At 56.3% G+C, this 19,432-nt stretch carries 29 protein-coding genes; 7 read left to right on the forward strand and 22 right to left on the reverse strand.

Annotated elements, in window-relative coordinates; all coding sequences use genetic code 11:
- Nucleotide 1: 1 nt before the first annotated feature.
- From rplN to EK369_RS17900, 7 genes are all read right to left on the reverse strand, one after another.
- Nucleotides 2–370: a 50S ribosomal protein L14 gene (gene rplN / locus EK369_RS17870; protein ID WP_005849814.1), complete on the reverse strand. Its 369-nt coding sequence runs from the start codon at nucleotides 368–370 to the stop codon at nucleotides 2–4.
- 100 nt (nucleotides 371–470) lie between these two features.
- Nucleotides 471–701 (reverse strand): 30S ribosomal protein S17, encoded by a 231-nt coding sequence (gene rpsQ / locus EK369_RS17875; RefSeq protein ID WP_058238287.1) that lies wholly within the window; start codon nucleotides 699–701, stop codon nucleotides 471–473.
- Nucleotides 702–715: 14 nt separating this feature from the next.
- A complete protein-coding gene (gene rpmC / locus EK369_RS17880; protein WP_127115633.1) occupies nucleotides 716–916 on the reverse strand; it encodes a 50S ribosomal protein L29 in 201 nt (66 codons plus the stop codon).
- A 418-nt stretch (nucleotides 917–1,334) separates the two neighbouring features.
- Nucleotides 1,335–2,168: a helix-turn-helix transcriptional regulator gene (locus EK369_RS17885; RefSeq protein ID WP_127115634.1), complete on the reverse strand. Its 834-nt coding sequence runs from the start codon at nucleotides 2,166–2,168 to the stop codon at nucleotides 1,335–1,337.
- Between the two features lie 240 nt (nucleotides 2,169–2,408).
- Nucleotides 2,409–2,615, reverse strand: coding sequence for a cold-shock protein (locus tag EK369_RS17890; protein ID WP_127115635.1), 207 nt, complete (start codon nucleotides 2,613–2,615; stop codon nucleotides 2,409–2,411).
- Between the two features lie 449 nt (nucleotides 2,616–3,064).
- Nucleotides 3,065–3,814, reverse strand: a complete 750-nt coding sequence (locus tag EK369_RS17895; RefSeq protein WP_127115636.1) for a helix-turn-helix transcriptional regulator — start codon at nucleotides 3,812–3,814, stop codon at nucleotides 3,065–3,067.
- Nucleotides 3,815–4,155: 341 nt separating this feature from the next.
- A complete protein-coding gene (locus EK369_RS17900; RefSeq protein WP_127115637.1) occupies nucleotides 4,156–4,776 on the reverse strand; it encodes a 2OG-Fe(II) oxygenase family protein in 621 nt (206 codons plus the stop codon).
- A 126-nt stretch (nucleotides 4,777–4,902) separates the two neighbouring features.
- Between EK369_RS17900 and EK369_RS17905 the strand changes: the two genes are divergently transcribed.
- Both EK369_RS17905 and EK369_RS17910 read left to right on the forward strand, forming a co-directional pair.
- Nucleotides 4,903–5,370, forward strand: coding sequence for a DM13 domain-containing protein (locus EK369_RS17905; protein WP_127115638.1), 468 nt, complete (start codon nucleotides 4,903–4,905; stop codon nucleotides 5,368–5,370).
- 93 nt (nucleotides 5,371–5,463) lie between these two features.
- Nucleotides 5,464–5,973: a hypothetical protein gene (locus EK369_RS17910; protein WP_127115639.1), complete on the forward strand. Its 510-nt coding sequence runs from the start codon at nucleotides 5,464–5,466 to the stop codon at nucleotides 5,971–5,973.
- 6 nt (nucleotides 5,974–5,979) lie between these two features.
- On the opposite strand, the gene EK369_RS17915 is transcribed toward EK369_RS17910, so the two are convergent.
- The 7 genes from EK369_RS17915 to EK369_RS17945 all read right to left on the reverse strand — a co-directional run bounded on the left by EK369_RS17915 (nucleotide 5,980) and on the right by EK369_RS17945 (nucleotide 10,465).
- Nucleotides 5,980–6,510, reverse strand: a complete 531-nt coding sequence (locus EK369_RS17915; protein ID WP_127115640.1) for a hypothetical protein — start codon at nucleotides 6,508–6,510, stop codon at nucleotides 5,980–5,982.
- Nucleotides 6,511–6,688: 178 nt separating this feature from the next.
- Nucleotides 6,689–7,102 (reverse strand): 50S ribosomal protein L16, encoded by a 414-nt coding sequence (gene rplP, locus EK369_RS17920; RefSeq protein ID WP_127115641.1) that lies wholly within the window; start codon nucleotides 7,100–7,102, stop codon nucleotides 6,689–6,691.
- A gap of 12 nt (nucleotides 7,103–7,114) precedes the next feature.
- On the reverse strand, nucleotides 7,115–7,822 hold the full coding sequence (gene rpsC, locus EK369_RS17925; RefSeq protein WP_127115642.1) for a 30S ribosomal protein S3: 708 nt from the start codon (nucleotides 7,820–7,822) through the stop codon (nucleotides 7,115–7,117).
- The gene (rplV, locus tag EK369_RS17930) at nucleotides 7,822–8,202 is read right to left on the reverse strand and encodes a 50S ribosomal protein L22 (protein ID WP_127115643.1); all 381 of its coding nucleotides are present in this window, start codon (nucleotides 8,200–8,202) and stop codon (nucleotides 7,822–7,824) included. Before rplV ends, rpsC begins: the two co-directional genes overlap by 1 nt.
- 3 nt (nucleotides 8,203–8,205) lie before the next feature.
- Nucleotides 8,206–8,484: a 30S ribosomal protein S19 gene (rpsS, locus tag EK369_RS17935; RefSeq protein WP_005980699.1), complete on the reverse strand. Its 279-nt coding sequence runs from the start codon at nucleotides 8,482–8,484 to the stop codon at nucleotides 8,206–8,208.
- A gap of 3 nt (nucleotides 8,485–8,487) precedes the next feature.
- Nucleotides 8,488–9,330 carry a 50S ribosomal protein L2 gene (gene rplB / locus EK369_RS17940; RefSeq protein ID WP_127115644.1) on the reverse strand — a complete coding sequence of 281 codons (843 nt, stop codon included), beginning with the start codon at nucleotides 9,328–9,330 and terminating at the stop codon, nucleotides 8,488–8,490.
- Between the two features lie 226 nt (nucleotides 9,331–9,556).
- On the reverse strand, nucleotides 9,557–10,465 hold the full coding sequence (locus EK369_RS17945) for a LysR family transcriptional regulator (protein WP_127115645.1): 909 nt from the start codon (nucleotides 10,463–10,465) through the stop codon (nucleotides 9,557–9,559).
- A 118-nt stretch (nucleotides 10,466–10,583) separates the two neighbouring features.
- Here EK369_RS17945 and EK369_RS17950 point away from each other — a divergent pair, with 118 nt between their 5' ends.
- A complete protein-coding gene (locus EK369_RS17950; protein ID WP_206198112.1) occupies nucleotides 10,584–11,363 on the forward strand; it encodes a HalD/BesD family halogenase in 780 nt (259 codons plus the stop codon).
- 4 nt (nucleotides 11,364–11,367) lie between these two features.
- Here the strand turns inward: EK369_RS17950 and EK369_RS17955 are convergent, their stop codons facing one another.
- A complete protein-coding gene (locus EK369_RS17955; protein WP_127115646.1) occupies nucleotides 11,368–11,703 on the reverse strand; it encodes a zinc ribbon domain-containing protein YjdM in 336 nt (111 codons plus the stop codon).
- 153 nt (nucleotides 11,704–11,856) lie between these two features.
- Here EK369_RS17955 and EK369_RS17960 point away from each other — a divergent pair, with 153 nt between their 5' ends.
- The 3 genes from EK369_RS17960 (at nucleotide 11,857) to EK369_RS17970 (ending at nucleotide 13,382) form a co-directional block, all read left to right on the forward strand.
- Complete coding sequence (locus tag EK369_RS17960; RefSeq protein ID WP_127115647.1) at nucleotides 11,857–12,174, forward strand: phasin family protein; 318 nt, start codon at nucleotides 11,857–11,859, stop codon at nucleotides 12,172–12,174.
- A 307-nt stretch (nucleotides 12,175–12,481) separates the two neighbouring features.
- A complete protein-coding gene (locus EK369_RS17965) occupies nucleotides 12,482–12,937 on the forward strand; it encodes a hypothetical protein (RefSeq protein ID WP_127115648.1) in 456 nt (151 codons plus the stop codon).
- A gap of 1 nt (nucleotide 12,938) precedes the next feature.
- A complete protein-coding gene (locus EK369_RS17970) occupies nucleotides 12,939–13,382 on the forward strand; it encodes a hypothetical protein (protein ID WP_127115649.1) in 444 nt (147 codons plus the stop codon).
- A gap of 73 nt (nucleotides 13,383–13,455) precedes the next feature.
- On the opposite strand, the gene EK369_RS17975 is transcribed toward EK369_RS17970, so the two are convergent.
- The 5 genes from EK369_RS17975 to EK369_RS17995 all read right to left on the reverse strand — a co-directional run bounded on the left by EK369_RS17975 (nucleotide 13,456) and on the right by EK369_RS17995 (nucleotide 16,148).
- Nucleotides 13,456–13,752, reverse strand: coding sequence for a 50S ribosomal protein L23 (locus EK369_RS17975; protein ID WP_093094486.1), 297 nt, complete (start codon nucleotides 13,750–13,752; stop codon nucleotides 13,456–13,458).
- On the reverse strand, nucleotides 13,749–14,366 hold the full coding sequence (rplD, locus tag EK369_RS17980) for a 50S ribosomal protein L4 (protein ID WP_127115650.1): 618 nt from the start codon (nucleotides 14,364–14,366) through the stop codon (nucleotides 13,749–13,751). Before rplD ends, EK369_RS17975 begins: the two co-directional genes overlap by 4 nt.
- Nucleotides 14,363–15,088, reverse strand: a complete 726-nt coding sequence (gene rplC / locus EK369_RS17985; RefSeq protein WP_127115651.1) for a 50S ribosomal protein L3 — start codon at nucleotides 15,086–15,088, stop codon at nucleotides 14,363–14,365. The genes rplD and rplC overlap by 4 nt, the downstream gene beginning before the upstream one ends.
- A gap of 14 nt (nucleotides 15,089–15,102) precedes the next feature.
- The gene (gene rpsJ, locus EK369_RS17990) at nucleotides 15,103–15,411 is read right to left on the reverse strand and encodes a 30S ribosomal protein S10 (protein ID WP_044028221.1); all 309 of its coding nucleotides are present in this window, start codon (nucleotides 15,409–15,411) and stop codon (nucleotides 15,103–15,105) included.
- A gap of 167 nt (nucleotides 15,412–15,578) precedes the next feature.
- A complete protein-coding gene (locus EK369_RS17995; protein WP_127115652.1) occupies nucleotides 15,579–16,148 on the reverse strand; it encodes a hypothetical protein in 570 nt (189 codons plus the stop codon).
- 192 nt (nucleotides 16,149–16,340) lie between these two features.
- Here EK369_RS17995 and EK369_RS18000 point away from each other — a divergent pair, with 192 nt between their 5' ends.
- Nucleotides 16,341–17,876 carry a glutamate synthase-related protein gene (locus tag EK369_RS18000; protein ID WP_127115653.1) on the forward strand — a complete coding sequence of 512 codons (1,536 nt, stop codon included), beginning with the start codon at nucleotides 16,341–16,343 and terminating at the stop codon, nucleotides 17,874–17,876.
- Nucleotides 17,877–17,900: 24 nt separating this feature from the next.
- Here EK369_RS18000 and EK369_RS18005 read toward each other — a convergent pair whose 3' ends face one another.
- Together EK369_RS18005 and EK369_RS18010 are read right to left on the reverse strand one after the other, a co-directional pair.
- Entirely contained in the window at nucleotides 17,901–18,950 is a 1,050-nt protein-coding gene (locus EK369_RS18005; RefSeq protein ID WP_127115654.1) for a hypothetical protein, read from the reverse strand.
- A 248-nt stretch (nucleotides 18,951–19,198) separates the two neighbouring features.
- Nucleotides 19,199–19,432, reverse strand: a 234-nt coding sequence (locus tag EK369_RS18010) for an EF-Tu C-terminal domain-related protein (protein ID WP_497707112.1), incomplete at its 5' end; no start/stop codon positions are given.

Raw genomic sequence — 19,432 nt, forward strand, 5'->3', positions numbered from 1 at the left:
CTTACAGCACCTCCGGGGCGAGCGAGATGATTTTCATGAAGTTCTTGGCGCGCAGCTCGCGAACAACCGGCCCGAAGATACGGGTGCCGACAGGCTCGTTTGAGTTATTCAGAATAACGGCTGCGTTGCGATCAAAGCGGATCGCGGTGCCATCTTCACGACGGACTTCTTTTGCGGTGCGTACGACGACGGCCTTGCGGACATCCCCTTTTTTAACGCGACCACGCGGAATGGCTTCCTTGACCGAGACGACGATGATGTCGCCCACGGATGCGTATTTACGCTTGGAACCACCCAGCACCTTGATGCACTGAACACGGCGAGCGCCGCTGTTGTCAGCAACATCCAGGTTGGTTTGCATCTGGATCATGTGGTTTCTCCCGACCTTTGGGGCGCCGATGCGTGGCGTAGCCCCCAGGGTTTCGACTAACTGTTAAGTCAAGTCGCTATGGGAGCCTCTTGCGAGACTCTTAAGCTTCCAGAACTTCCCAGCGTTTGGTTTTCGAACGCGGTGCGCATTCGATAATGCGAACAGAATCGCCAACTTTGTAGGCGTTGTTCTCATCGTGAGCCCGGTACTTCTTGGACTTACGAATGGTTTTCTTCAGAACCGGGTGGGTGAAGCGGCGTTCGACCGACACGGTGACTGTTTGGGCGTTGGCATCCGAGGTTACGGTGCCAGTCAGAATACGTTTGGGCATCTATTCGGCTCCTCTTACTCAGCTGCGCTTTTGGCTTTTTCGTTCAGGATCGTCTTGACACGCGCGGCGGCACGACGTGCCTCGCGAATGCGCGACGCGTTTTCCAGTTGGCCGGTGGCCTGTTGGAAACGCAGGTTGAACGATTCTTTCTTCAGATTGGCCAGCTCTTCACGAAGCTGATCCGGCGTTTTTTCACGCAGTTCATTGGCGTTCATGCGCCTTTTCCTTTCTCATACATCAGAAGGCCCCCTGGGTATGTGAGGGGTGACCTTTGACCTGATGGACAAATTGCAAACACACGAATCCCGTCCGTAGACAGGAATCCGCGAGATGGCGGCTTATACGGCTGGCATAGGGGGATGGCAAGGGAAAGTTTGGCGTAGACAAAAGCGCGGTGTTCCAGTGCAATTTTGGCTGCGCACCCTACGGATTTGATGGCCTCATTATCGATATCGATAGGTAGTCGCAAAGAATAACGCTGGATAATCTGTCACTGACGCTGGGGTTCCCCAACTCCCGCTCAACTTCCGGCAGCCCAATGCCATCCCGCAAGTCTGCTCGGACTATATTTTTAGTACCAAACTATTTTTTCGATCTGTCGTGGCTTCCGTTTCGGAGCCACGACAATTTCGCTCACAGGTCCAGCTCTCCTGAAATCAGAGCAATTGCCAAGGCCTCTTCCCGGGTGCGTGCATCAAGCTTCAGCCGAGCGGATTGCAAGTGCTTGCGCACCGTGACTTCGGCAATTCCAAGCGCGAAAGCAATCTGCGTGTTAAGATGTCCGCGCGCCAAAAGCCGCAAAATTTCCTTTTCCCGATCGCTGAGTGTTCCCGGGGTGCGCCCGAAAACGAAAGAGTCTTCGTGATTGGTCTCCAAGGAATCCTGAAACGCCGCAACCAATACCGAGGCAACACGCAATTTATCTTCGAACTCCTTTCCCGACAACGAGGTCAGGCTTTCGTCAGAGCAAAACGTCAACAGTTTCCGCGTGCCAGAAAACTCGCCGTTAAATCCAATCCCTCTTAGGTAGCCATATCCGGCATCTTGCAACTCCCAGTTCAGGCCCAAAATCTGTGAATCCGTAGTTGATTTACGGTTTTCCAATCCGCACTTGGCTTCGTAAATCAGGTTTCCTGACTTTAAATTGTCGATAAACGGGTCCCATTCAAAATAAGCATTATCAATGTAGTGATGAAGCCAATCTTCACGCATAGAGCTCTGAAACCAATAAATCCCACGTGTATCACAGTTTGCTACGGCCAAATTGACGGCAGAGGCACCAAGTTCAGCCAACATACTTTGAGTGACTTTCCAACGATCCTCGGCCGATTTGGTTTCTGAATAACGATCAATATAGTCTATGGCGAATTGTTCCTCGGACACACAGGCACCTTTTTCATAACGACGTTCCTCCCGGCCCGTTGCTGAAGACAATTCCTGTTCTTTATCCAAAATGCCATATGGCAAGGGCCGTGTAATGCCAAAATTCTAGGCCCGCTGCCACATAATTCAAAGTTTTTTTTGGCCGTAACTCAAGCAAGCGTGCGCTTACCAGCAGTAAAAAGACTGGCTCTCACGGGCGTGCAAATGTGTGGGAATTCACAAAAAACGCAAACCTCGACTACTGTCTTCAGAAAACCGCGACCACTAACAAAAAAAACGGCCCCGCAAATGCGAGGCCGTCTTTGGAATTCAGATCGAAAGGGCTTAGGCCAGTTCGATGTTCACAGCAGATTCGCGACCGTCACGGCCGGCTTCTACGTCGAAAGTCACTTTCTGGTTGTCGGCGAGGCCGGTCAGACCGGAACGCTCAACAGCCGAGATGTGTACAAACACGTCTTTGCTGCCACCATCGGGTGCGATGAAGCCGAAGCCTTTAGTAGTGTTGAACCATTTTACGGTGCCAGTGGCCATATCCGTAGTCTCCATTAATTTTCGTTGCCCGCGGTAGTGCGGCAACCCGGCGTGGTCGGTCTGGATCGAAAGACTGAAGCCGGATTAGCAGAGACAGTGGTCGAAATAGAATAACGTAAGCTAGGTGCATATGGGGTGTTGTCGGCCAGATAGCAAGGAAAGAATTCCCGCGACCGCAAAACAAGGCGCGAGTTCGCCTACGACGTCAGGTCATCAAAGCCGCCCTGCCCGGAATGGCAGCCTTCCTCATACCGGCATTATCGATATCGATAGGTATTCGGACCCACGCGCACAAAATATTCTGTAATCGGCGCAAGGGTTCCCCAACCTCTGTGCCAGGTTCCAGGTAGCCTTTCAGACATCCCGCTGGCCTGCCCGGATCAGTTTTTTAGTACCAATCTATAGTATCGATCTGTCGTGGTTTCCGTCCCGGAGCCACGACAATTCGCTCAAAGCGTCAGCTCACCGGAGGCAAGCGCAATGGCCAGGGCTTCCTCACGGGTTCGCGCCCCGAGCTTTTGACGGGCAGATTGCAGATGCTTGCGCACCGTCACCTCGGCAACTCCAAGATCATAGGCAATCTGAGCATTGAGCCGCCCCTTTGCCAGAAGCCGCAATATTTGCTGCTCGCGCTCACTCAGCCTGTCCGGCGCTTGTCCAAAGAGATAGGCGTCCGTGTGCTCCGGATCGAGAGGGTCTTGAAACGCGGTGATCAGAACCGAAGCGATGCGCCATCGATCCTCAAACTCCTTGTTACTCAGGGCGGAAACATTCTCGTCCGAACAAAACGTCAGATACTTCCGGGTCCCGGCAATTTCTCCCTGCACGCTTACCCCACGCAAATAACCATAGCCTGCGTCCTGGAGTTTCCAATTCAGATCGAGGACGCGCTGATCCCCGGTCGTTTCCAAGGTCTCCATGCCACATTTGGCTTCATATATGCCATAGCCGGACCTGAGATTGTCGATAAACGGATCCCATTCGTAGTAAGTGTTTTCGATATAGTGATCCAGCCAGCTCTGACGCATGGAACTCTGGAACCAGACGAAATCACGATTGGCGCAGTCAACAACGGTGACATTTGCCGCCGAAGCCCCGAGGTCTGCGAGTATTCCCTGCGAAACCTCCCATCGCTCCGCCGACGAACCCGACGAAACAAATCGGTCAATACAATCAATCGTATAACTGTCTTCCGTCACGTCATATTCCCTTACGAACAACCCCTCTTAAAAGCCTTTTCCGGCACCTGAATTCAGCACAGGATTGTTCTAAAACTCAATTCAATCCACTTAAAGATTATCAAAACTGGCGCAAAATCAAAATGTTTTTGTCACCTGAAATTTTCCATCAGCATTGGGAGCCGTCACAATCAATGACAGAGAAACCCTGCGACAGGGTTGGAGGCGGCATGCCCGCGGCACGTCCAGCCCTTCAAATCCAGATGACTGCAAATGTCGTGTGGTGTACCTGTGGCGTCAGGTTCCGCCCGTGCGACCTTCAATCCCTCAAACGGAACGATTGGCGGCTTACGGACCAGACCTCACTCCCACTTATAGTTAAAACTCACCGAAATCCGTTCGTCCTCGGCCATGTTCATCGGCACCTCGTGGCGCAGCCAGCTTTCCCAGAGGAACACCTCGCCCACCTCGGGTTTCATGTAGATGAACGGCTGCATGTCCCGCCGGGCATCGGGCTGGCGTGCAGGCGCGGCCATCATGCGGCCTGAGCGGGGGTCTTCCAGCTTCAGGGCCCCTGCCCCGTCGGGCAACGAGACATAGGTGGTGCCGGAGATCACCGAATGCGGGTGCAGGTGCGAGGTATGCAGGCCGCCCTCGGGCAGGATGTTGATCCAGATGTCTTCCAGCACCAGTTTCTTGCCCTCGAGTACGAATTCCAGATCCTTGGCGAACTCGGCGACATGCTTGTCGAGCGCCGTGACAATGTCGGCAAAGATCGGAAAGCGCCATGGCAGGTCCGTCAGCGATGCATAGGACGTATAGCCTGGGTAGCCCTGGGTCTCGCACCACTCCTGCCCGGCCTCGTCATCCTCGGCGATGGAGTAGCAGGAGGCCACCAGTTCGTCACTGTCGATTTGCGCCCCATGTTCAGACAACGGGGCACGGTAAAAGCGGGTCACAAAGAGAGATTCGATCTGGGCCATACCAGCGGTTTAGCGCAAGCTTGCCCCAAGCGCGAGAGGCCGCGTTGTCACAATCTTCACCACCAATTCAACTCAATTTCAGCCCGCCCACCCTATATGAGAATTAACCCAAACAGAGTACAGAACATGCGGAAACTCATTTTGCTTGGAACCCACGGTGCGGCGCTGGCCATCGGCTTTGCCTTAGGCATTTACTTCCTGCCTATCCTGACCGCCCCCGAAGGCCCCGATCAGGCGATGCTTGAGGCAGAGGCCCAGGGCGCCACCTATTCCGCCGAATTCACCCGCGACCTCAAGGGCAGCGACCTGTTCCACTGGGGTGAAGGCACCATCAGCGTCTCACCCGAACGTATCGTGCACATGGGTGATCTTGCACCGGGTCCCGACTACAAACTCTATCTTGTGCCGGAGTTCGTCGACGACGAAGCCTCTTTCGAGGCGGTCAAGGATCAATCCGTGCGCATCGGCGACGTAAAAACCTTCAACGGCGTGATCCTCGATGTACCCGCAGACGTGGACATCGACGTCTACACCACCGTGGTGATCTGGTGCGAAGCCTTTGGCGAATTCATCACGGCTGCGAAGTTTCGATGATCGACACCCTCACCCAAATGGGTTTGGCTCAGAGGCACTTATGGTTTAAAAGGATTGGATGCCCCAACAAAGCCCCGGATACGCAATATGAGAATGTTGAGTTGGCTTGGCATTTTTTTGGTACTCGCACTCAGCTTGCTTGTTCTGGCAGGAAGCGTAGCTAGCTTGCTTGTGGCATGGGACGCTCCTCGCATTGAATTTCTTGTAGAAACCGAAGGAGAGGGGATTGCAGCAACCAAGCTCAGCAGTTTTGAAAAAGAACTGAGTGACATAATCCAGGCTTTTGGTCTCACGCTGACTAGAACGCGTGAATTTCGCCATAAAAACGCAAGGGTCCTCGAATTCGAAGGTGAAACTGATAAAGGTAAGCCCTTTCTGGCTTACTATTCCGCGCAAAAACAGCAGATTAGATTTCAGTTGAAAGAAATCAATTTCCCCCGAATTCCATTCTTGAACGCGGTTTTTGGAAAAACAAACCTACCGAAGTCTCTTTGCCAAAAGGGTGTCACGTCTAATGAGCTGTTTGAACAATCGTTTGATACATTCACAGTGTCCTCTAGGCTCTTTACCGGCCAAGAGGTTGATGGAATGATCTGCAAGTGAACAACCTTAGTAGTGGCGACCACTAGACACTGTGAGCGTCACAGCACCGTCCTTCCGGTACAGGTCAAAAAGTTCGAAAGCGGCCGACGGAGGTGCCGAACCGAAATCCACAGTGAGGGCATTACCTTCTTGAACAACCGAGTGAATAATCCCGGTCATGAGCTGACCGCTCTCGGGGACCTTGTCCACATCAAGCCACGCATTGAACCAACGGTCAAACCCCTCAGGAAGCGCCATGGTTGGCTGCGCTTCTATTCTGACCGAGTCCCAAGCTAAAGCGGAGAACACGACTTGCATTGATCCAATGGAAGTCTCCGCAGGCCCCCGGAGTGCCTCCGGGTTTGGAACTATTTCGATAGCACCACTCCCGTCATGGTCTCCACCGATAAAGTCGACGACAAACAGTTTGCGGTATGTTGTGCCAGAAATCTCGAAAGCGATCTCCGGGTGGAGACTCTGAAACTTTGGCAAATTCTCTTCGTAGGCAGCCTCAAATTGCGTGGCGTAGGCCGATTGCAATTCAATGAGAAGCTCCATGAGTTCCATAGTTTTTAAACGATCCGATGCAATGAACCTGAAAGGCTTTTCACGACAACCTCCCGCACTACAAAGCGACCCGCAACCTGAAACTGCATACCTCAAGCTAAAGGTTACCCAAAAATCGAAAAAGGCGGGGACATGCCCCGCCTTTTCAATCTTTCAAAGTCCTTGGACCTTACCAGTCTTCGCGAACCACGACGCGGGTTTTCACCGGCAGTTTCATCGCGGCGAGGCGCAGAGCTTCGCGGGCGATGTCGTCGTTGACGCCATCGATCTCGAACATCACGCGGCCAGGCTTAACTTTGCAGACCCAACGGTCGACCGAGCCTTTACCTTTACCCATACGAACTTCGATCGGCTTTGCAGTGACCGGTACGTCGGGGAAGATACGAATCCAAACACGGCCTTGACGTTTCATGTGACGCGTCATGGCACGACGTGCTGCTTCGATCTGGCGGGCAGTCACACGCTCGGGTGTGGTTGCCTTGAGACCGTAGGAGCCGAAGTTCAGGTCGGAACCGCCTTTAGCGAGGCCCTTGATCCGGCCTTTGTGCTGCTTGCGGAATTTAGTACGCTTTGGTTGAAGCATCTCTCTATCTCCTTAGCGACGACCGCCGGCACCGCGAGGTGCTGGGCCATCCTGGAGTTCCTGTGCTTTACGATCGCGTGCCGAAGGATCGTGCTCCATGATCTCACCTTTGAAGATCCAGACCTTGATCCCGATGATCCCATAAGGGGTCATCGATTCGACTGCGGCGTAATCGATGTCGGCGCGCAGAGTGTGCAAAGGCACGCGGCCTTCACGGTACCATTCCGTCCGTGCGATTTCAGCACCACCCAGACGGCCAGCAACGTTCACCCGGATACCCAGGGCGCCCATGCGCATGGCGTTCTGAACGGCACGCTTCATCGCGCGACGGAAAGACACACGGCGTTCCAGCTGCTGAGCGATCGACTCGCCAACCAGCTGAGCGTCGAGCTCGGGCTTGCGCACTTCAACGATGTTGAGGTGCAGCTCGCTGTCGGTCATCGCGGCGATTTTCTTGCGCAGGGTTTCGATGTCCGCGCCTTTCTTGCCGATGATGACGCCGGGACGAGCCGTGTGGATCGTGACGCGGCACTTTTTGTGCGGACGTTCGATGATCACACGCGCAACACCGGCTTGCTTGCACTCTTTGTTGATGAACTCACGGATTTTCAGGTCTTCCAGAAGAAGATCACCGTAGTCCTTGGTATCTGCGTACCAACGGCTGTCCCAGGTGCGGTTCACCTGAAGACGCATGCCGACCGGATTTACTTTGTTACCCATTAGGCTTGCTCCTCAACTTGACGCACCTTGATGGTGAGTTCCGAGAACGGTTTCATGATCTTGCCGAAACGACCACGGGCGCGCGGACGACCGCGTTTCATGGTCAGGTTCTTACCCACATAGGCTTCGGCGACGATCAGCTCGTCCACGTCCAGGTTGTGGTTGTTTTCGGCGTTGGCAATGGCGGACTGAAGGCATTTCTTCACGTCTGCTGCGATGCGCTTGTTCGAGAAAGTCAGATCGGTCAGAGCCTTTTCAACTTTCTTGCCACGGATCATGCCTGCGACCAGGTTCAGTTTTTGCGGGCTGGTGCGAAGCATGCGCAGTTTTGCCATTGCTTCGTTGTCTGCCACGCGGCGGGGATTTTTATCCTTGCTCATGGCTTACTTCCGTTTCGCTTTTTTGTCTGCGGCGTGACCGTAATAGGTGCGGGTCGGCGAATACTCACCAAACTTCTGACCGATCATGTCTTCCGAGACGTTGACTGGGATGTGTTTCTGACCGTTGTACACACCAAAGGTCAGACCCACGAACTGGGGCAGAATGGTGGAACGACGCGACCAGATCTTGATAACTTCGTTGCGGCCCGACTCGCGCGCTGCTTCGGCTTTTTTCAGCACGTAAGCATCGACAAAGGGACCTTTCCATACAGAGCGAGACATGTATTAACGCCCCTTCTTCTTGGCGTGACGCGAGCGAATGATAAGCTTTTGCGACGCTTTGTTCTTGTTGCGGGTACGAGCCCCTTTGGTCGGCTTACCCCAAGGCGATACCGGGTGACGACCACCCGAGGTACGGCCCTCACCACCACCATGTGGGTGATCGATCGGGTTCATAACCACACCACGAACCGACGGACGCTTGCCCTTGTGGCGCATACGACCGGCTTTACCGTAGTTCTGGTTCGAGTTGTCAGGGTTCGACACGGCACCAACGGTGGCCATGCATTCCTGACGGACCATGCGCAGTTCGCCCGACGACAGGCGGATCTGAGCGTAGCCACCGTCACGACCAACGAACTGAGCATATGTGCCGGCTGCGCGTGCGATCTGGCCGCCCTTGCCCGGTTTCAGTTCGATGTTGTGGATGATGGTACCAATGGGCATGCCCGAGAAGGGCATTGCGTTACCCGGCTTGATGTCGGCCTTGGCCGAAGCAACAACCTGGTCGCCAACTGCGAGACGCTGAGGTGCGAGGATATAGGCCTGCTCTCCGTCTTCGTATTTGACGAGTGCGATGAAGGCGGTCCGGTTCGGGTCATACTCGATCCGTTCGACGGTTGCCGCAACATCAAATTTGTTCCGTTTGAAATCAACGATCCGGTAGAGGCGTTTTGCCCCACCACCGCGGCGACGCGATGTGATCCGTCCGGTGTTATTCCGGCCGCCCGACTTTGTCAGACCCTCGGTGAGGGCTTTGACTGGACGTCCTTTATACAGCTCGGAACGGTCAATCAGCACCAACCCACGTTGGCCCGGCGTCGTCGGCTTATACGACTTAAGTGCCATGCTTTCTGTCTTCCGTTTAGCATCGGCGGGTTACCCCGCCTATATGTTTGAGGCCCCCGTAGGTGCCAATGGTATAGGCCCCCGTAGGTGCCCGACTAAATAACAACCGGCCCCAGAACGAATCTGAGGCCAGCCGACTGGCGGGATATAGCGGGGTTGGGGGTGGGTGGCAATAGGAAGAGTCCTATTTCTTTGGGCGCAACAGATGCGGCGCACCAAGCCGGTTTCACACCAAACTGTCGAACACTGAGGCGCAATAGTCGGTCAACGGTTTGGTCAATCCGTTCAGGGGGTGCTCTGCGCGATGAGCAATGACGATCGGGGTTGGATTGAGGTCCTCTTTCAGCGCAACACAGACAACCCGGTTTCCGTCATAAGTCACATCCGTCGCCGGGCGCATAGAGAGGATCGACACGCCCAGCCCATTCGCCACGCTGCACCGAACAGACTCGATCGAGGCCGAGCGAAAGGCAATTCTGGGGCCGATATCGAATTCAGCAAAGATCGCGTAAAAATACTCGCGGCTTTGCGGGGCGTCGAACAGAATGAAATCTTCTGCGTCCAGCTCGCGAATGGACACCGTTTGCAGTCCGGCCAAGCGATGATCCTCAGGCACAATGAGATAGGGCTGCGCTGCCGACATTCTACGCCACGTCAGGCGGTTAGGGTTGAGGCCGAGGTCGTACATAACCGCCAGATCAAGATCATTCTGGTAGAGCGCGCTGGTCAGGTCCGCTTGCAGCATCTCTCTGACGTTCAGCGTCACACCCGGCGCCCGTTCTTTATAGCCGCGCACAATTGGCGCCAGGCAAAACGGGGCTAGAGACTGAAAGCAACCAAGCCTGACAGTGCCGCTGCGGTTTTCAGCGATTTCCACGATGGCCTGATCCACCTGATCGGCATAGCCCAACAGTTTCTCGGCGTATTTCAGAAACTCCGCCCCCTGTGCGGTCAGCTCCATTCCCCGCGCATGCAGCCGATGAAACAGGACAAGCCCGGTCAAGTCTTCGAGCTTGCGAATGGCTTGCGCGATGGCTGGCTGGGAAATGCCCACCTTTTGAGCGGCAGAGGCGATGCCACCGGTTTCCGCCACGGCGCGGAAATACAGACATTGGCGGATTGTGATCTTGGACATTGAACCTTGCAGTGATTTTTCTTTTCTAAAACCACCGATAAAACAATTTTTCCCGATGTTAAAGATTGCCTAACATCCAGGGGACCACAGCATCACCGCGAACACAGAGGAGTCCCCGATGGACCTGAACACCATAGTAGACCTTGAAACCTATCCCATCGGCGACGCCGCCTTTCGTGCGGCCAGTAAAGAGACCTTTGACCAGACAGGCACCTTCATGATGCCCGGCTTCGTGCGTGACGCTGCGATCACGGCCATCTGCGATGAGGGCCGTGCCAATCAGGACAAGGTCTATGCCAAGACCGAACAGCACACTGTTTACCTCAGCAAACCCGACCCGGCCTATGGCGCTGATCACCCGCGCAACCGCATGGTGACCTCGTCCAAGGGCTGCATTACCGATGATCTGATCCCGACCGAATCCGCCCTGCGCGCGCTTTACGACTCTGAGCTGTTCCAGGGCTTCCTGTGTCACGTTCTGGGGGAAGAGGCGCTCTACCCCTACGCTGACCCGCTGTCGTCCATAAACCTGCACTTTGCCCGCACCGGTCAGGAGCTGGGCTGGCACTTTGACAACTCGTCTTTCTCGATCACGTTGATGGTCCAGCCGCCGGAAAAGGGCGGCCAGTTCGAATATGTCGAAAACGTCCGCGACGCCGATGCGGGTGACATGAGCTTTGAGGCTGTTGCCGATATCCTCGACGGCAAAACGCCGGCCAAAACCCAAACCGCCGAGGCTGGCACCCTGATCTTTTTCCGAGGCCGCAACTCGATGCACCGCGTTGCGCCCAACGAAGGCGACCGCACCCGCATGCTGGCGGTGCTGGCCTATAACTCGGAACCCGGCGTGTCATTGTCAGAAGAGGCGCGGATGACGTTTTACGGGCGCACAGGCTAGGGTCTCAGACCTTTTTCACGAATTCCGATTTCAGGCCCATCTTGCCGATGCCGGGGACCTTGCAGTCAATGTCATGGTCCCCGCCCACCAGACGGATGCCGCGCACCTTGGTGCCCACCTTGACTGTCGAGGATGATCCCTTGACCTTGAGGTCCTTGATCACCGTGACATCATCGCCATCCGCAAGCAGATTGCCGACACTGTCGCGCACCTGTGGCGCATCGGTGTCGCTGTCCTCACCCGACCATTCATGGCCGCATTCGGGGCACACCAAGAGGGCGTCCATTTCGTAAGTGAAGGTCGAGGCACAGCTGGGGCATGGGGGCAATGTATCTGTCATGACCCGGCCTTAGCGGGATTGGACGGCAAAAGCCAGCGATGAGGGCGGTCATGGCACCGAATTGCGCAGACTCGATCCATGTCAAATCCCGCCCGGCCCTTTGATGCTAGACTCTTGGTGTCACCGCGCATCGCCCCATAAGGAGACCCCACGATGGCCGCATCCAAACCCAAAGACACCAAAACACCCGAGACAACCCAAGCCGCCGCCATGGCCGCCCTTAACCCAATGGCCGCCAAGGTCTGGCAGGACATCATGGCCGAAAGCGTCCGCTTCATGACCGAACGTCTGGACAAGGACAAGGAAACCCAAAAAGCCCTGCTCAGCTGCAAATCGCCAACGGAACTGATGCAGGTGCAGGCGGAATTCTACCAAGAGGCCCTGTCGGACTATACCCAACAGACCACGCGCATGCTGCAACTCATGTCGCAGACGGGTGCAAAGCGCTCATATGACGACGTGCCGCTTTAAAGGGGCCTGGTGGGTTTGTAACCCACCCCGTGTCAGCACCGACCCGAGGGGTGGCGCCGCAACGGCAATGGCTGCCCGTTTATGCCAGCCAAGTGCATCGGAACCTCAATAGGTAACGCAAACCCTCATCAGCGCCGCCCCATGGGGGCGGGTCGGCGCTGGCACGAGCGGCCTATGGGCCGCTGTTTTCGTGCAAATAAATCAATCTCCTCATAAGTGCTTCAATATTTAAAAATACAATCTATAATTGCTTCCGTGAATTGCCGCTCAATCTAGATAGCGGTTCAGTAATTGAAAGTCAGAAATTATGAAGTTTGTGAGCGCACTTTTTCGGACCCTTATTGGTTTGGTCTTTGGGGCGGCTTCTGCCATGGCTTTATCCCCCGCCTTCGCCGCCTTTCACATTGAGGGGAGCGACACAGCCCCTCTGATTGCTGTCACGTTGGTAATTCTATGCGGTGCCCTGTGCCTTTTTGCTCCTTCAAGCCGGAGAGCATTTGGACGAGGGTTTCTTTTGCTTGGGGTATCAGTTTTTGCCTTGCCGGTCTCAACCTTCCTTCTATCAGGACGCGCCGCGACAGATGTGATCGCATCTTCTGAGTCTGGTTCCGAAGCCGCGACAGCCATTGGTGCTGGTATGGCTGGAGTTGCCATCACAGGATTGGCTACGTTCTTTGGCCTAATCGTTGGGGCAATACTCTTGCTAATCGGTCTTGTTTTATCTCTTGGTGGTAGGCGGGAAGTAATTGTTGTGGAGAAGTAGAATGTTGTTTCGTTCCACTGTGATTATTGCATCCCTACTGTCTGCAGTGTCGTCCAACGCTCATGAACCACCGGCTTCCCCCGAGGAAATTGGTGCATACATTCAAGAGCACCTTCAAGTATTTGATATCCAGGCGGACTACATAAAAACATACTCAGACGATCGCGTTCCTGCCTTCAGATATGCCCTTAAAAACACTGGCCCCGAAACTCTAACCAAAGTCCGAGTGATGGTTTATTTTCTTGACGACAGTGGGCTGCCGTTCTTTGAAGAAGATTATTTGCCCGTTCTCGTGACGGCTTCTGGGTTCAATGACGACTCTCCACTCAGACCCAACTATACATTTCGAATGGAGCAAGGGCAGTGGATGACGGAAAAACGTCTCGGCGATGAATGGAGCGGAGAAATTCGAATAGAAATAGTAGAAGTCGAATTTGCCGAATAACAAAACCCCCCCGGCTGACACCGAGGGGGTTTTTCTTTTCTCTCAGGCCGGGGTCGCCCCCGCCACGCGATCTTTAGAGACCGGTGGTCACGTCGATCGTGTTGCCTTCTTCCAGGGTGACATAAGCCTTTTTCACGTCTTTACGCTTGCCCAGCTGGCCGCGGAAACGTTTGACTTTACCCTTGGTGATGGTGGTGTTGACCGCTTTGACCTTGACGCCAAACAGGGCCTCAACGGCCTCTTTGATCTGAGGTTTGTTCGAGTCGATGGCCACTTCGAAAACAACCGCACCGTTTTCGGATGCCATGGTCGATTTCTCGGTGATGATCGGCTTGCGGATCACATCGTAATGTTCTGCCTTCGCGCTCATTTCAGACGAGCCTCCAGTGCTTCGATCCCCGCCTTGGTGATCACCAGGGTGTCACGCTTGAGGATGTCATAAACGTTTGCACCCATCGTCGGCAGGATATCCAGACCTTCGATGTTGCGCGATGCTTTCAGGAAGCCTTCGTTGACCGATGCGCCGTCGATGATCAGAGCGCGTTTCCAGCCCAGGTTTTTCACCTGTTTGGCCAGAGCGGCGGTCTTGCCTTCTGCGGCTGCGTCTTCGATCACAACCAGCTCGCCAGCTTTCGCCTTGGCGGACAGGGCGTGCTTCAGACCCAGTTTGCGGAACTTCTTGGGCAGGTCGTGGCCGTGCGAACGCGGCGTCGGACCCTTGTAGATACCACCTTTGCGGAAGATCGGCGCGTTGCGGTCACCGTGACGTGCGCCACCGGTGCCTTTTTGGCGATAGATCTTCTTGGTCGAGTACGAGGTTTCCGAGCGGGTCTTGACCTTGTGAGTACCGGCCTGGGCGTTGTTACGCTGCCAGCGGACCACACGGTGCAGGATGTCGGCACGCGGCTCGAGACCGAACAGTGCTTCGTCCAGATCGACCGACCCGGCTTTGCCGCCGTCGAGATTGATTACGTCAAGTTTCATGCTTCACCACCTTCCGCGGGAGCTTCTTCCGCAGGTGCTTCGGTTGCAGCCGATTTCAGACCCGCCGGGAAGGGCAGACCTTCGGGGGCTTTCTTCTTCACGGCATCCTTGACGGTGACCCAGCCACCTTTGGAACCGGGAACGGCACCTTTGATGAACACCAGACCACGGTCGGCGTCAGTTTTCACAACTTCAAGGTTCTGAGTGGTGACACGGACGGCGCCCATGTGACCAGCCATTTTCTTGCCTTTGAAAACGCGGCCAGGATCCTGACACTGACCCGTCGAGCCGTGCGAACGGTGCGAGATCGAGACACCGTGCGTGGCACGCAGACCGCCAAAGTTGTGGCGTTTCATGGCACCGGCAAAGCCTTTACCAATCGATGTACCCGCAACGTCAACTTTCTGACCTTCGAGGAAGTGCTCGGCCGAGATTTCGGCGCCCACTTCGATCAGGGCGTCTTCGGAAACGCGGAACTCGGCAACCTTGCGCTTGGGTTCTACGTTACCCTTTGCAAAGTGACCGCGCATCGCTTTCGAAGTGCGTTTGGCTTTGGCCGAACCAGCGCCCAGCTGAACGGCGGTGTACCCGTCGGTCTCAGCGGTGCGTTGAGCAACAACCTGCAGGCCATCGAGGTGAAGAACGGTCACAGGAATCTGCTTGCCGTCTTCCATGAACAAGCGGGTCATGCCCACTTTTTTTGCGATAATACCAGAGCGCATATTTCTATACCCCCTTAGACCGAGATCTGGACGTCAACACCAGCCGCCAGGTCGAGCTTCATCAGCGCGTCAACGGTCTGGGGAGTCGGATCAACGATGTCGAGAAGACGCTTGTGCGTACGGATCTCGAACTGATCGCGGGATTTCTTGTCAACGTGGGGACCACGCAGAACGGTGAACTTCTCAATCTTGTTGGGAAGCGGGATCGGGCCACGAACCTGCGCGCCTGTGCGCTTTGCAGTGTTCACGATTTCCTGAGTGCTGGCATCCAGTACACGGTAATCGAAAGCCTTCAGCCGAATGCGAATGTTTTGACTTTGCATTTCGTCAGCCTTTTATCGGCGTTGGAGTTGAGAGGAGGATCTGCGACCACCGCAAAACCCTCATCGAACCCAAAAGGCGGGAATCATCCCGCCCATAAGTTCCACTAGGAACCCGCGCGATATATCGGCGTAGGTTGGGGCTGGCAAGCGGTTTCTTTTGGTGACGACTATTGCGCCTTCCGGGCTTCTTTCTCTGCCTGCTTGGCCAAAAGCTCTTCGCGAACCTCCATCCGGGGGCGCCAGTTGTAGCGGGTGTCTTCTGCGACCGTGGCCCAGGTCAGGTGCCCCGACTTGCGCCAGCCGTCCAATACGATGGCCTCCATCGGCCCGGCGCCCTTGCGGCTGATTGCGGCGGTGTGGTGGATGATGCGGAACTCGGTCGGTGGGGACGTGACCCAATGCAGATCCAGCGTCTGGTAGTTCTCTTTATAGAGCCGCCGCAGCATGTCTTCGGCATAGTGGTTACACAGGCCGCGCTCGCGCTTGCCGGAATGCACCTTGGCGTTATGGATGATCGGTGGATCGGTCACGTTGTACCCGTTCGCCAGCTCACGCGCATAGGCATAGGACAGAGCGGCAGCACGGTCTGCTTCCGCCGGGTCGACATTCGGCCCCAGCGCCTGAATGGCCTGCGAAAGTCGCGCAACATCCGACGGCGCGTAGTCTTCATGCTTTACGCATCCGGCCAACACCGCAGCCACGGTCATTACCAGAATGGCTCGAATCAAGTTGGTCATGTGTTCCCTCGCGCTCATGCCACCATTCATTCCCAATTTGGCCGCGCAGGTAAAGGCGGGAAAGTGTGGCACCGCCTGCGCGGTCGATTTGCGTGCGCCCTGCACAGGTGGTGTGCAACGCCTGGGCTTACATTGTCGCGCAATCGCCGTAGTCTGTCTCATTGCCAACGTGACACATCACAGGACAGCCCCATGAGCCAGCAAGTTCCGATCATCGCCGCCAAGGCCCCCGCCAAAGTCGACATGGAAGAGGGCAAAGCCTATTTCTGGTGTCGATGCGGCCTGTCCAAATCGCAACCTTTCTGTGACGGATCGCATGCCGGAACGGATGTGACACCTCTCAGGTACACAGCCGAGAAAACCGGCACCGTGGCACTCTGCCAGTGCAAGGCCACGGCAAACGGCCCGTTCTGTGACGGCACACACGCCAGCCTTGGGGACCTCGCCGCAGGAGACCCTGCGCCCGCCCCCAAATCGGATGTGCCCACAGCCAAACCCACGCCCGAAGAACCCACTGTCGCCCGCATCCACGAACTGGCCCGCGACGGGTTGTCCAAGCTTGGCCATCACGGTGAGATGGGATCAATGGGTGTGCCACGCAAGGACCTGCCCCATTGGGACGACATTCAGATCCTGCCTGCTCAGATGGCGCGCAAACCGTTGCTGGATGAGGCTTTGGTCGCAACCTCGGTCACCATCGGGCCCCGCGCGTCCAGACCTCTGGAGTTGTCGATCCCCCTGTTCGTGTCTGACATGAGTTACGGCGCCCTGTCGGAAGAGGCCAAAACCGCCTTGGCGCGGGGCGCAGAACTGGCCGGGACGGGCATCTGTTCAGGCGAAGGCGGCATGTTGCCCGAAGAGCAGGCCGAAAACTCGCGTTATCTCTATGAGCTTGCCTCGGCGCAATTCGGCTGGAGGCCGGAGCTGGTGGAACAGGTGCAGGCCTTTCACTTCAAGGGCGGCCAGGGCGCCAAAACCGGCACCGGTGGCCACCTGCCTGGCGAAAAGGTGCAAGGGAAAATCGCTGAGGTGCGCGGGCTGGAGCCGGGACAGGCGGCGATTTCGCCATCCACCTTTCCAGAGCTTCACAGTCCGACGGATTTCAAGAAGATCGCAGACGAGGTGCGCGAGCGGTCTGGCGGCATCCCCATTGGTTTCAAGCTCTCCGCCAACCACATCGAAGACGATATCGACTTTGCGCTTGAGGCCAGCGCCGATTACATCATCCTGGATGGGCGCGGTGGCGGTACCGGTGCGGCACCGCTGATCTTTCGCGACCACATCTCGGTCCCCACCATTCCCGCGCTCGCCCGAGCCCGCAAACACCTGGACGCGAAAGCCGGTTGCGAGGTCAGCCTTGTGATTACAGGGGGCCTGCGCGTGGCCGAGGATTTTGCCAAGGCGATGGCCATGGGGGCCGACGCCATTGCCGTCAGCAACTCTGCCATGCAGGCCGTCGGCTGCATCGCGGCGCGCATGTGCAATTCGAACAACTGCCCGGTGGGTGTGGCAACGCAGAAACCCGAGCTGCGGCGGAGATTGGATGTGCAGGTCAGCGCGGAAAAGCTGGCGCGGTACTTTGGCGCCAGTGTCGAGCTGATGCAGGTTCTCGCGCGGGCCTGCGGACATTCCAGCCTGTCGCAGTTCCGGCACGAAGATGTCACCACGTGGAAACGGGATATGGCGGCGCTGAGTGGCGTCCGGTTTGCCGGCGTTGGACAGCCTTGATCAAAGGCGGCATCCGGGTGGGGGCTAGTGATCTCTGATCACGCCACCCTCGCCTGCCGAGACCAGAACATAGTGTTCGACCATGGCGCGGTCTTCGTCGGTTCCAACTGACGTCAACGGGACAAGGGCCTGGGAGATCGCGTGATGTTGTGACCAGTCATAGCGCGCCATGAATTGGCGCGCGACCGGGATGGCAAGCTGCGGATTGTTGGCAATCGCATCGGCAAGCGCCTGTTCAATGGCAGCCACAACCTCTGGCGCGCCATAGCTGCTGTGAATGGCCAGAGCTTCAATGAGCAATTCCCGCGCCGCGCCCGAATGGTCCGCGTTCACAAGGTAGTGCGTGGCAATCATCTGGACGGCGTCCACGCCCTGCAATTCGATCAGGGCCGTGGCATAGGCGCCGAGGAGCGGACCGGAGCTGATGCGGTTGTTGTCGATGCCCTGAACCAGCGCCTGCGCCACGCCCTGATCGCGGCTGAGACCCAGAAGAAGCACGCGAATCGGGGCCAGCGTGCGTTGCCATGGATCATTCACCTCGGTCAGGACAGACTGGGTGTCCATGAACAAAAGCAGGCCACGCAGAATGCTATAGTCAAGGCGGTCCAATTCGCGCAGCGCAAGATGCCGTATCTCGGGTTTGGGGTGATCCAACAGTTGCGCAAACATCTGGGCGCGATGCGCGTCGCCCCCCAGACGCCACTCTGGCAAGTGGGTTAAAATCTCATCGACCAGCGGGCGCATCTCATCGTCAATGAGCGCAAGCCGCTGCCATGACTGCGTGACGTCGTCATATGTGAACAAAACCGATCCGCTGTGCGTCTTGAGTTTGAGACGCGTGGCGGTATCGACCAGAAAGGGGATTCTCTCGTCCGGTAAAGGGCCACGCAGGACTTCCACGACTTCGAAGTTGAATGCCGACGCCGCGCTTGGGCGGGCCAGTGCGATGCTGCTGCTGGAGAGCATATGCTCGACCATCGTGGGTTGCGGCACATAATTGTGAAACCCGCAGGGCCAGGTCGGCACGGCGGATAGGAAAAAAACCAAGGCGGAAACAAACGGCATTCTGGTCATGCAAGCATCTTTCCGCGAAATGCCGGGGAAACGGAAATCACTTTTGGCAAAGATGCCCCCCATGCGCAGGTTGCCGCGCGTGACCGGTCCAATTGAGAACAGGGGTCACGCCAGAACAACCGGAAATTCCAAAGCCGCGGCTCATGGCATTCTGCCTGCCGCATCTGGTGGGCACACCTCCCCCGTAGCAACCAAAAAAGGCCGCCCTGTTTGGGGCGGCCTTTGATTTGTTTCGGAGATGATCCGACTTATTCGACGATCTTCGACACAACGCCCGACCCAACGGTGCGGCCGCCTTCGCGGATCGCAAAGCGCAGGCCCTGCTCCATGGCGATCGGGGCGATCAGTTCAACGTTGAACTTCAGGTTGTCGCCCGGCATCACCATCTCGGTGCCAGCAGGCAGTTCAACCGTGCCGGTCACGTCGGTGGTGCGGAAGTAGAACTGCGGACGGTAGTTCGCGAAGAACGGCGTGTGACGGCC

Origin of the sequence: Shimia sediminis (assembly GCF_003990645.1) — a bacterium.
Lineage (GTDB): Bacteria > Pseudomonadota > Alphaproteobacteria > Rhodobacterales > Rhodobacteraceae > Shimia > Shimia sediminis.

Bases quoted from the DNA above. Each gene is read 5' to 3' on its own strand.
- rplN (WP_005849814.1), bottom strand. From the start codon at position 370: ATGATCCAGATGCAAACCAACCTGGATGTTGCTGACAACAGCGGCGCT.
- rpsQ (WP_058238287.1), bottom strand. From the start codon at position 701: ATGCCCAAACGTATTCTGACTGGCACCGTAACCTCGGATGCCAACGCC.
- rpmC (WP_127115633.1), bottom strand. From the start codon at position 916: ATGAACGCCAATGAACTGCGTGAAAAAACGCCGGATCAGCTTCGTGAA.
- EK369_RS17890 (WP_127115635.1), bottom strand. From the start codon at position 2,615: ATGGCCACTGGCACCGTAAAATGGTTCAACACTACTAAAGGCTTCGGC.
- EK369_RS17900 (WP_127115637.1), bottom strand. From the start codon at position 4,776: ATGGCCCAGATCGAATCTCTCTTTGTGACCCGCTTTTACCGTGCCCCG.
- EK369_RS17905 (WP_127115638.1), top strand. From the start codon at position 4,903: ATGCGGAAACTCATTTTGCTTGGAACCCACGGTGCGGCGCTGGCCATC.
- EK369_RS17910 (WP_127115639.1), top strand. From the start codon at position 5,464: ATGTTGAGTTGGCTTGGCATTTTTTTGGTACTCGCACTCAGCTTGCTT.
- EK369_RS17915 (WP_127115640.1), bottom strand. From the start codon at position 6,510: ATGGAGCTTCTCATTGAATTGCAATCGGCCTACGCCACGCAATTTGAG.
- rplP (WP_127115641.1), bottom strand. From the start codon at position 7,102: ATGCTTCAACCAAAGCGTACTAAATTCCGCAAGCAGCACAAAGGCCGG.
- rpsC (WP_127115642.1), bottom strand. From the start codon at position 7,822: ATGGGTAACAAAGTAAATCCGGTCGGCATGCGTCTTCAGGTGAACCGC.
- rplV (WP_127115643.1), bottom strand. From the start codon at position 8,202: ATGAGCAAGGATAAAAATCCCCGCCGCGTGGCAGACAACGAAGCAATG.
- rpsS (WP_005980699.1), bottom strand. From the start codon at position 8,484: ATGTCTCGCTCTGTATGGAAAGGTCCCTTTGTCGATGCTTACGTGCTG.
- rplB (WP_127115644.1), bottom strand. From the start codon at position 9,330: ATGGCACTTAAGTCGTATAAGCCGACGACGCCGGGCCAACGTGGGTTG.
- EK369_RS17945 (WP_127115645.1), bottom strand. From the start codon at position 10,465: ATGTCCAAGATCACAATCCGCCAATGTCTGTATTTCCGCGCCGTGGCG.
- EK369_RS17950 (WP_206198112.1), top strand. From the start codon at position 10,584: ATGGACCTGAACACCATAGTAGACCTTGAAACCTATCCCATCGGCGAC.
- EK369_RS17955 (WP_127115646.1), bottom strand. From the start codon at position 11,703: ATGACAGATACATTGCCCCCATGCCCCAGCTGTGCCTCGACCTTCACT.
- EK369_RS17960 (WP_127115647.1), top strand. From the start codon at position 11,857: ATGGCCGCATCCAAACCCAAAGACACCAAAACACCCGAGACAACCCAA.
- EK369_RS17965 (WP_127115648.1), top strand. From the start codon at position 12,482: ATGAAGTTTGTGAGCGCACTTTTTCGGACCCTTATTGGTTTGGTCTTT.
- EK369_RS17970 (WP_127115649.1), top strand. From the start codon at position 12,939: ATGTTGTTTCGTTCCACTGTGATTATTGCATCCCTACTGTCTGCAGTG.
- EK369_RS17975 (WP_093094486.1), bottom strand. From the start codon at position 13,752: ATGAGCGCGAAGGCAGAACATTACGATGTGATCCGCAAGCCGATCATC.
- rplD (WP_127115650.1), bottom strand. From the start codon at position 14,366: ATGAAACTTGACGTAATCAATCTCGACGGCGGCAAAGCCGGGTCGGTC.
- rplC (WP_127115651.1), bottom strand. From the start codon at position 15,088: ATGCGCTCTGGTATTATCGCAAAAAAAGTGGGCATGACCCGCTTGTTC.
- rpsJ (WP_044028221.1), bottom strand. From the start codon at position 15,411: ATGCAAAGTCAAAACATTCGCATTCGGCTGAAGGCTTTCGATTACCGT.
- EK369_RS17995 (WP_127115652.1), bottom strand. From the start codon at position 16,148: ATGACCAACTTGATTCGAGCCATTCTGGTAATGACCGTGGCTGCGGTG.
- EK369_RS18000 (WP_127115653.1), top strand. From the start codon at position 16,341: ATGAGCCAGCAAGTTCCGATCATCGCCGCCAAGGCCCCCGCCAAAGTC.
- EK369_RS18005 (WP_127115654.1), bottom strand. From the start codon at position 18,950: ATGACCAGAATGCCGTTTGTTTCCGCCTTGGTTTTTTTCCTATCCGCC.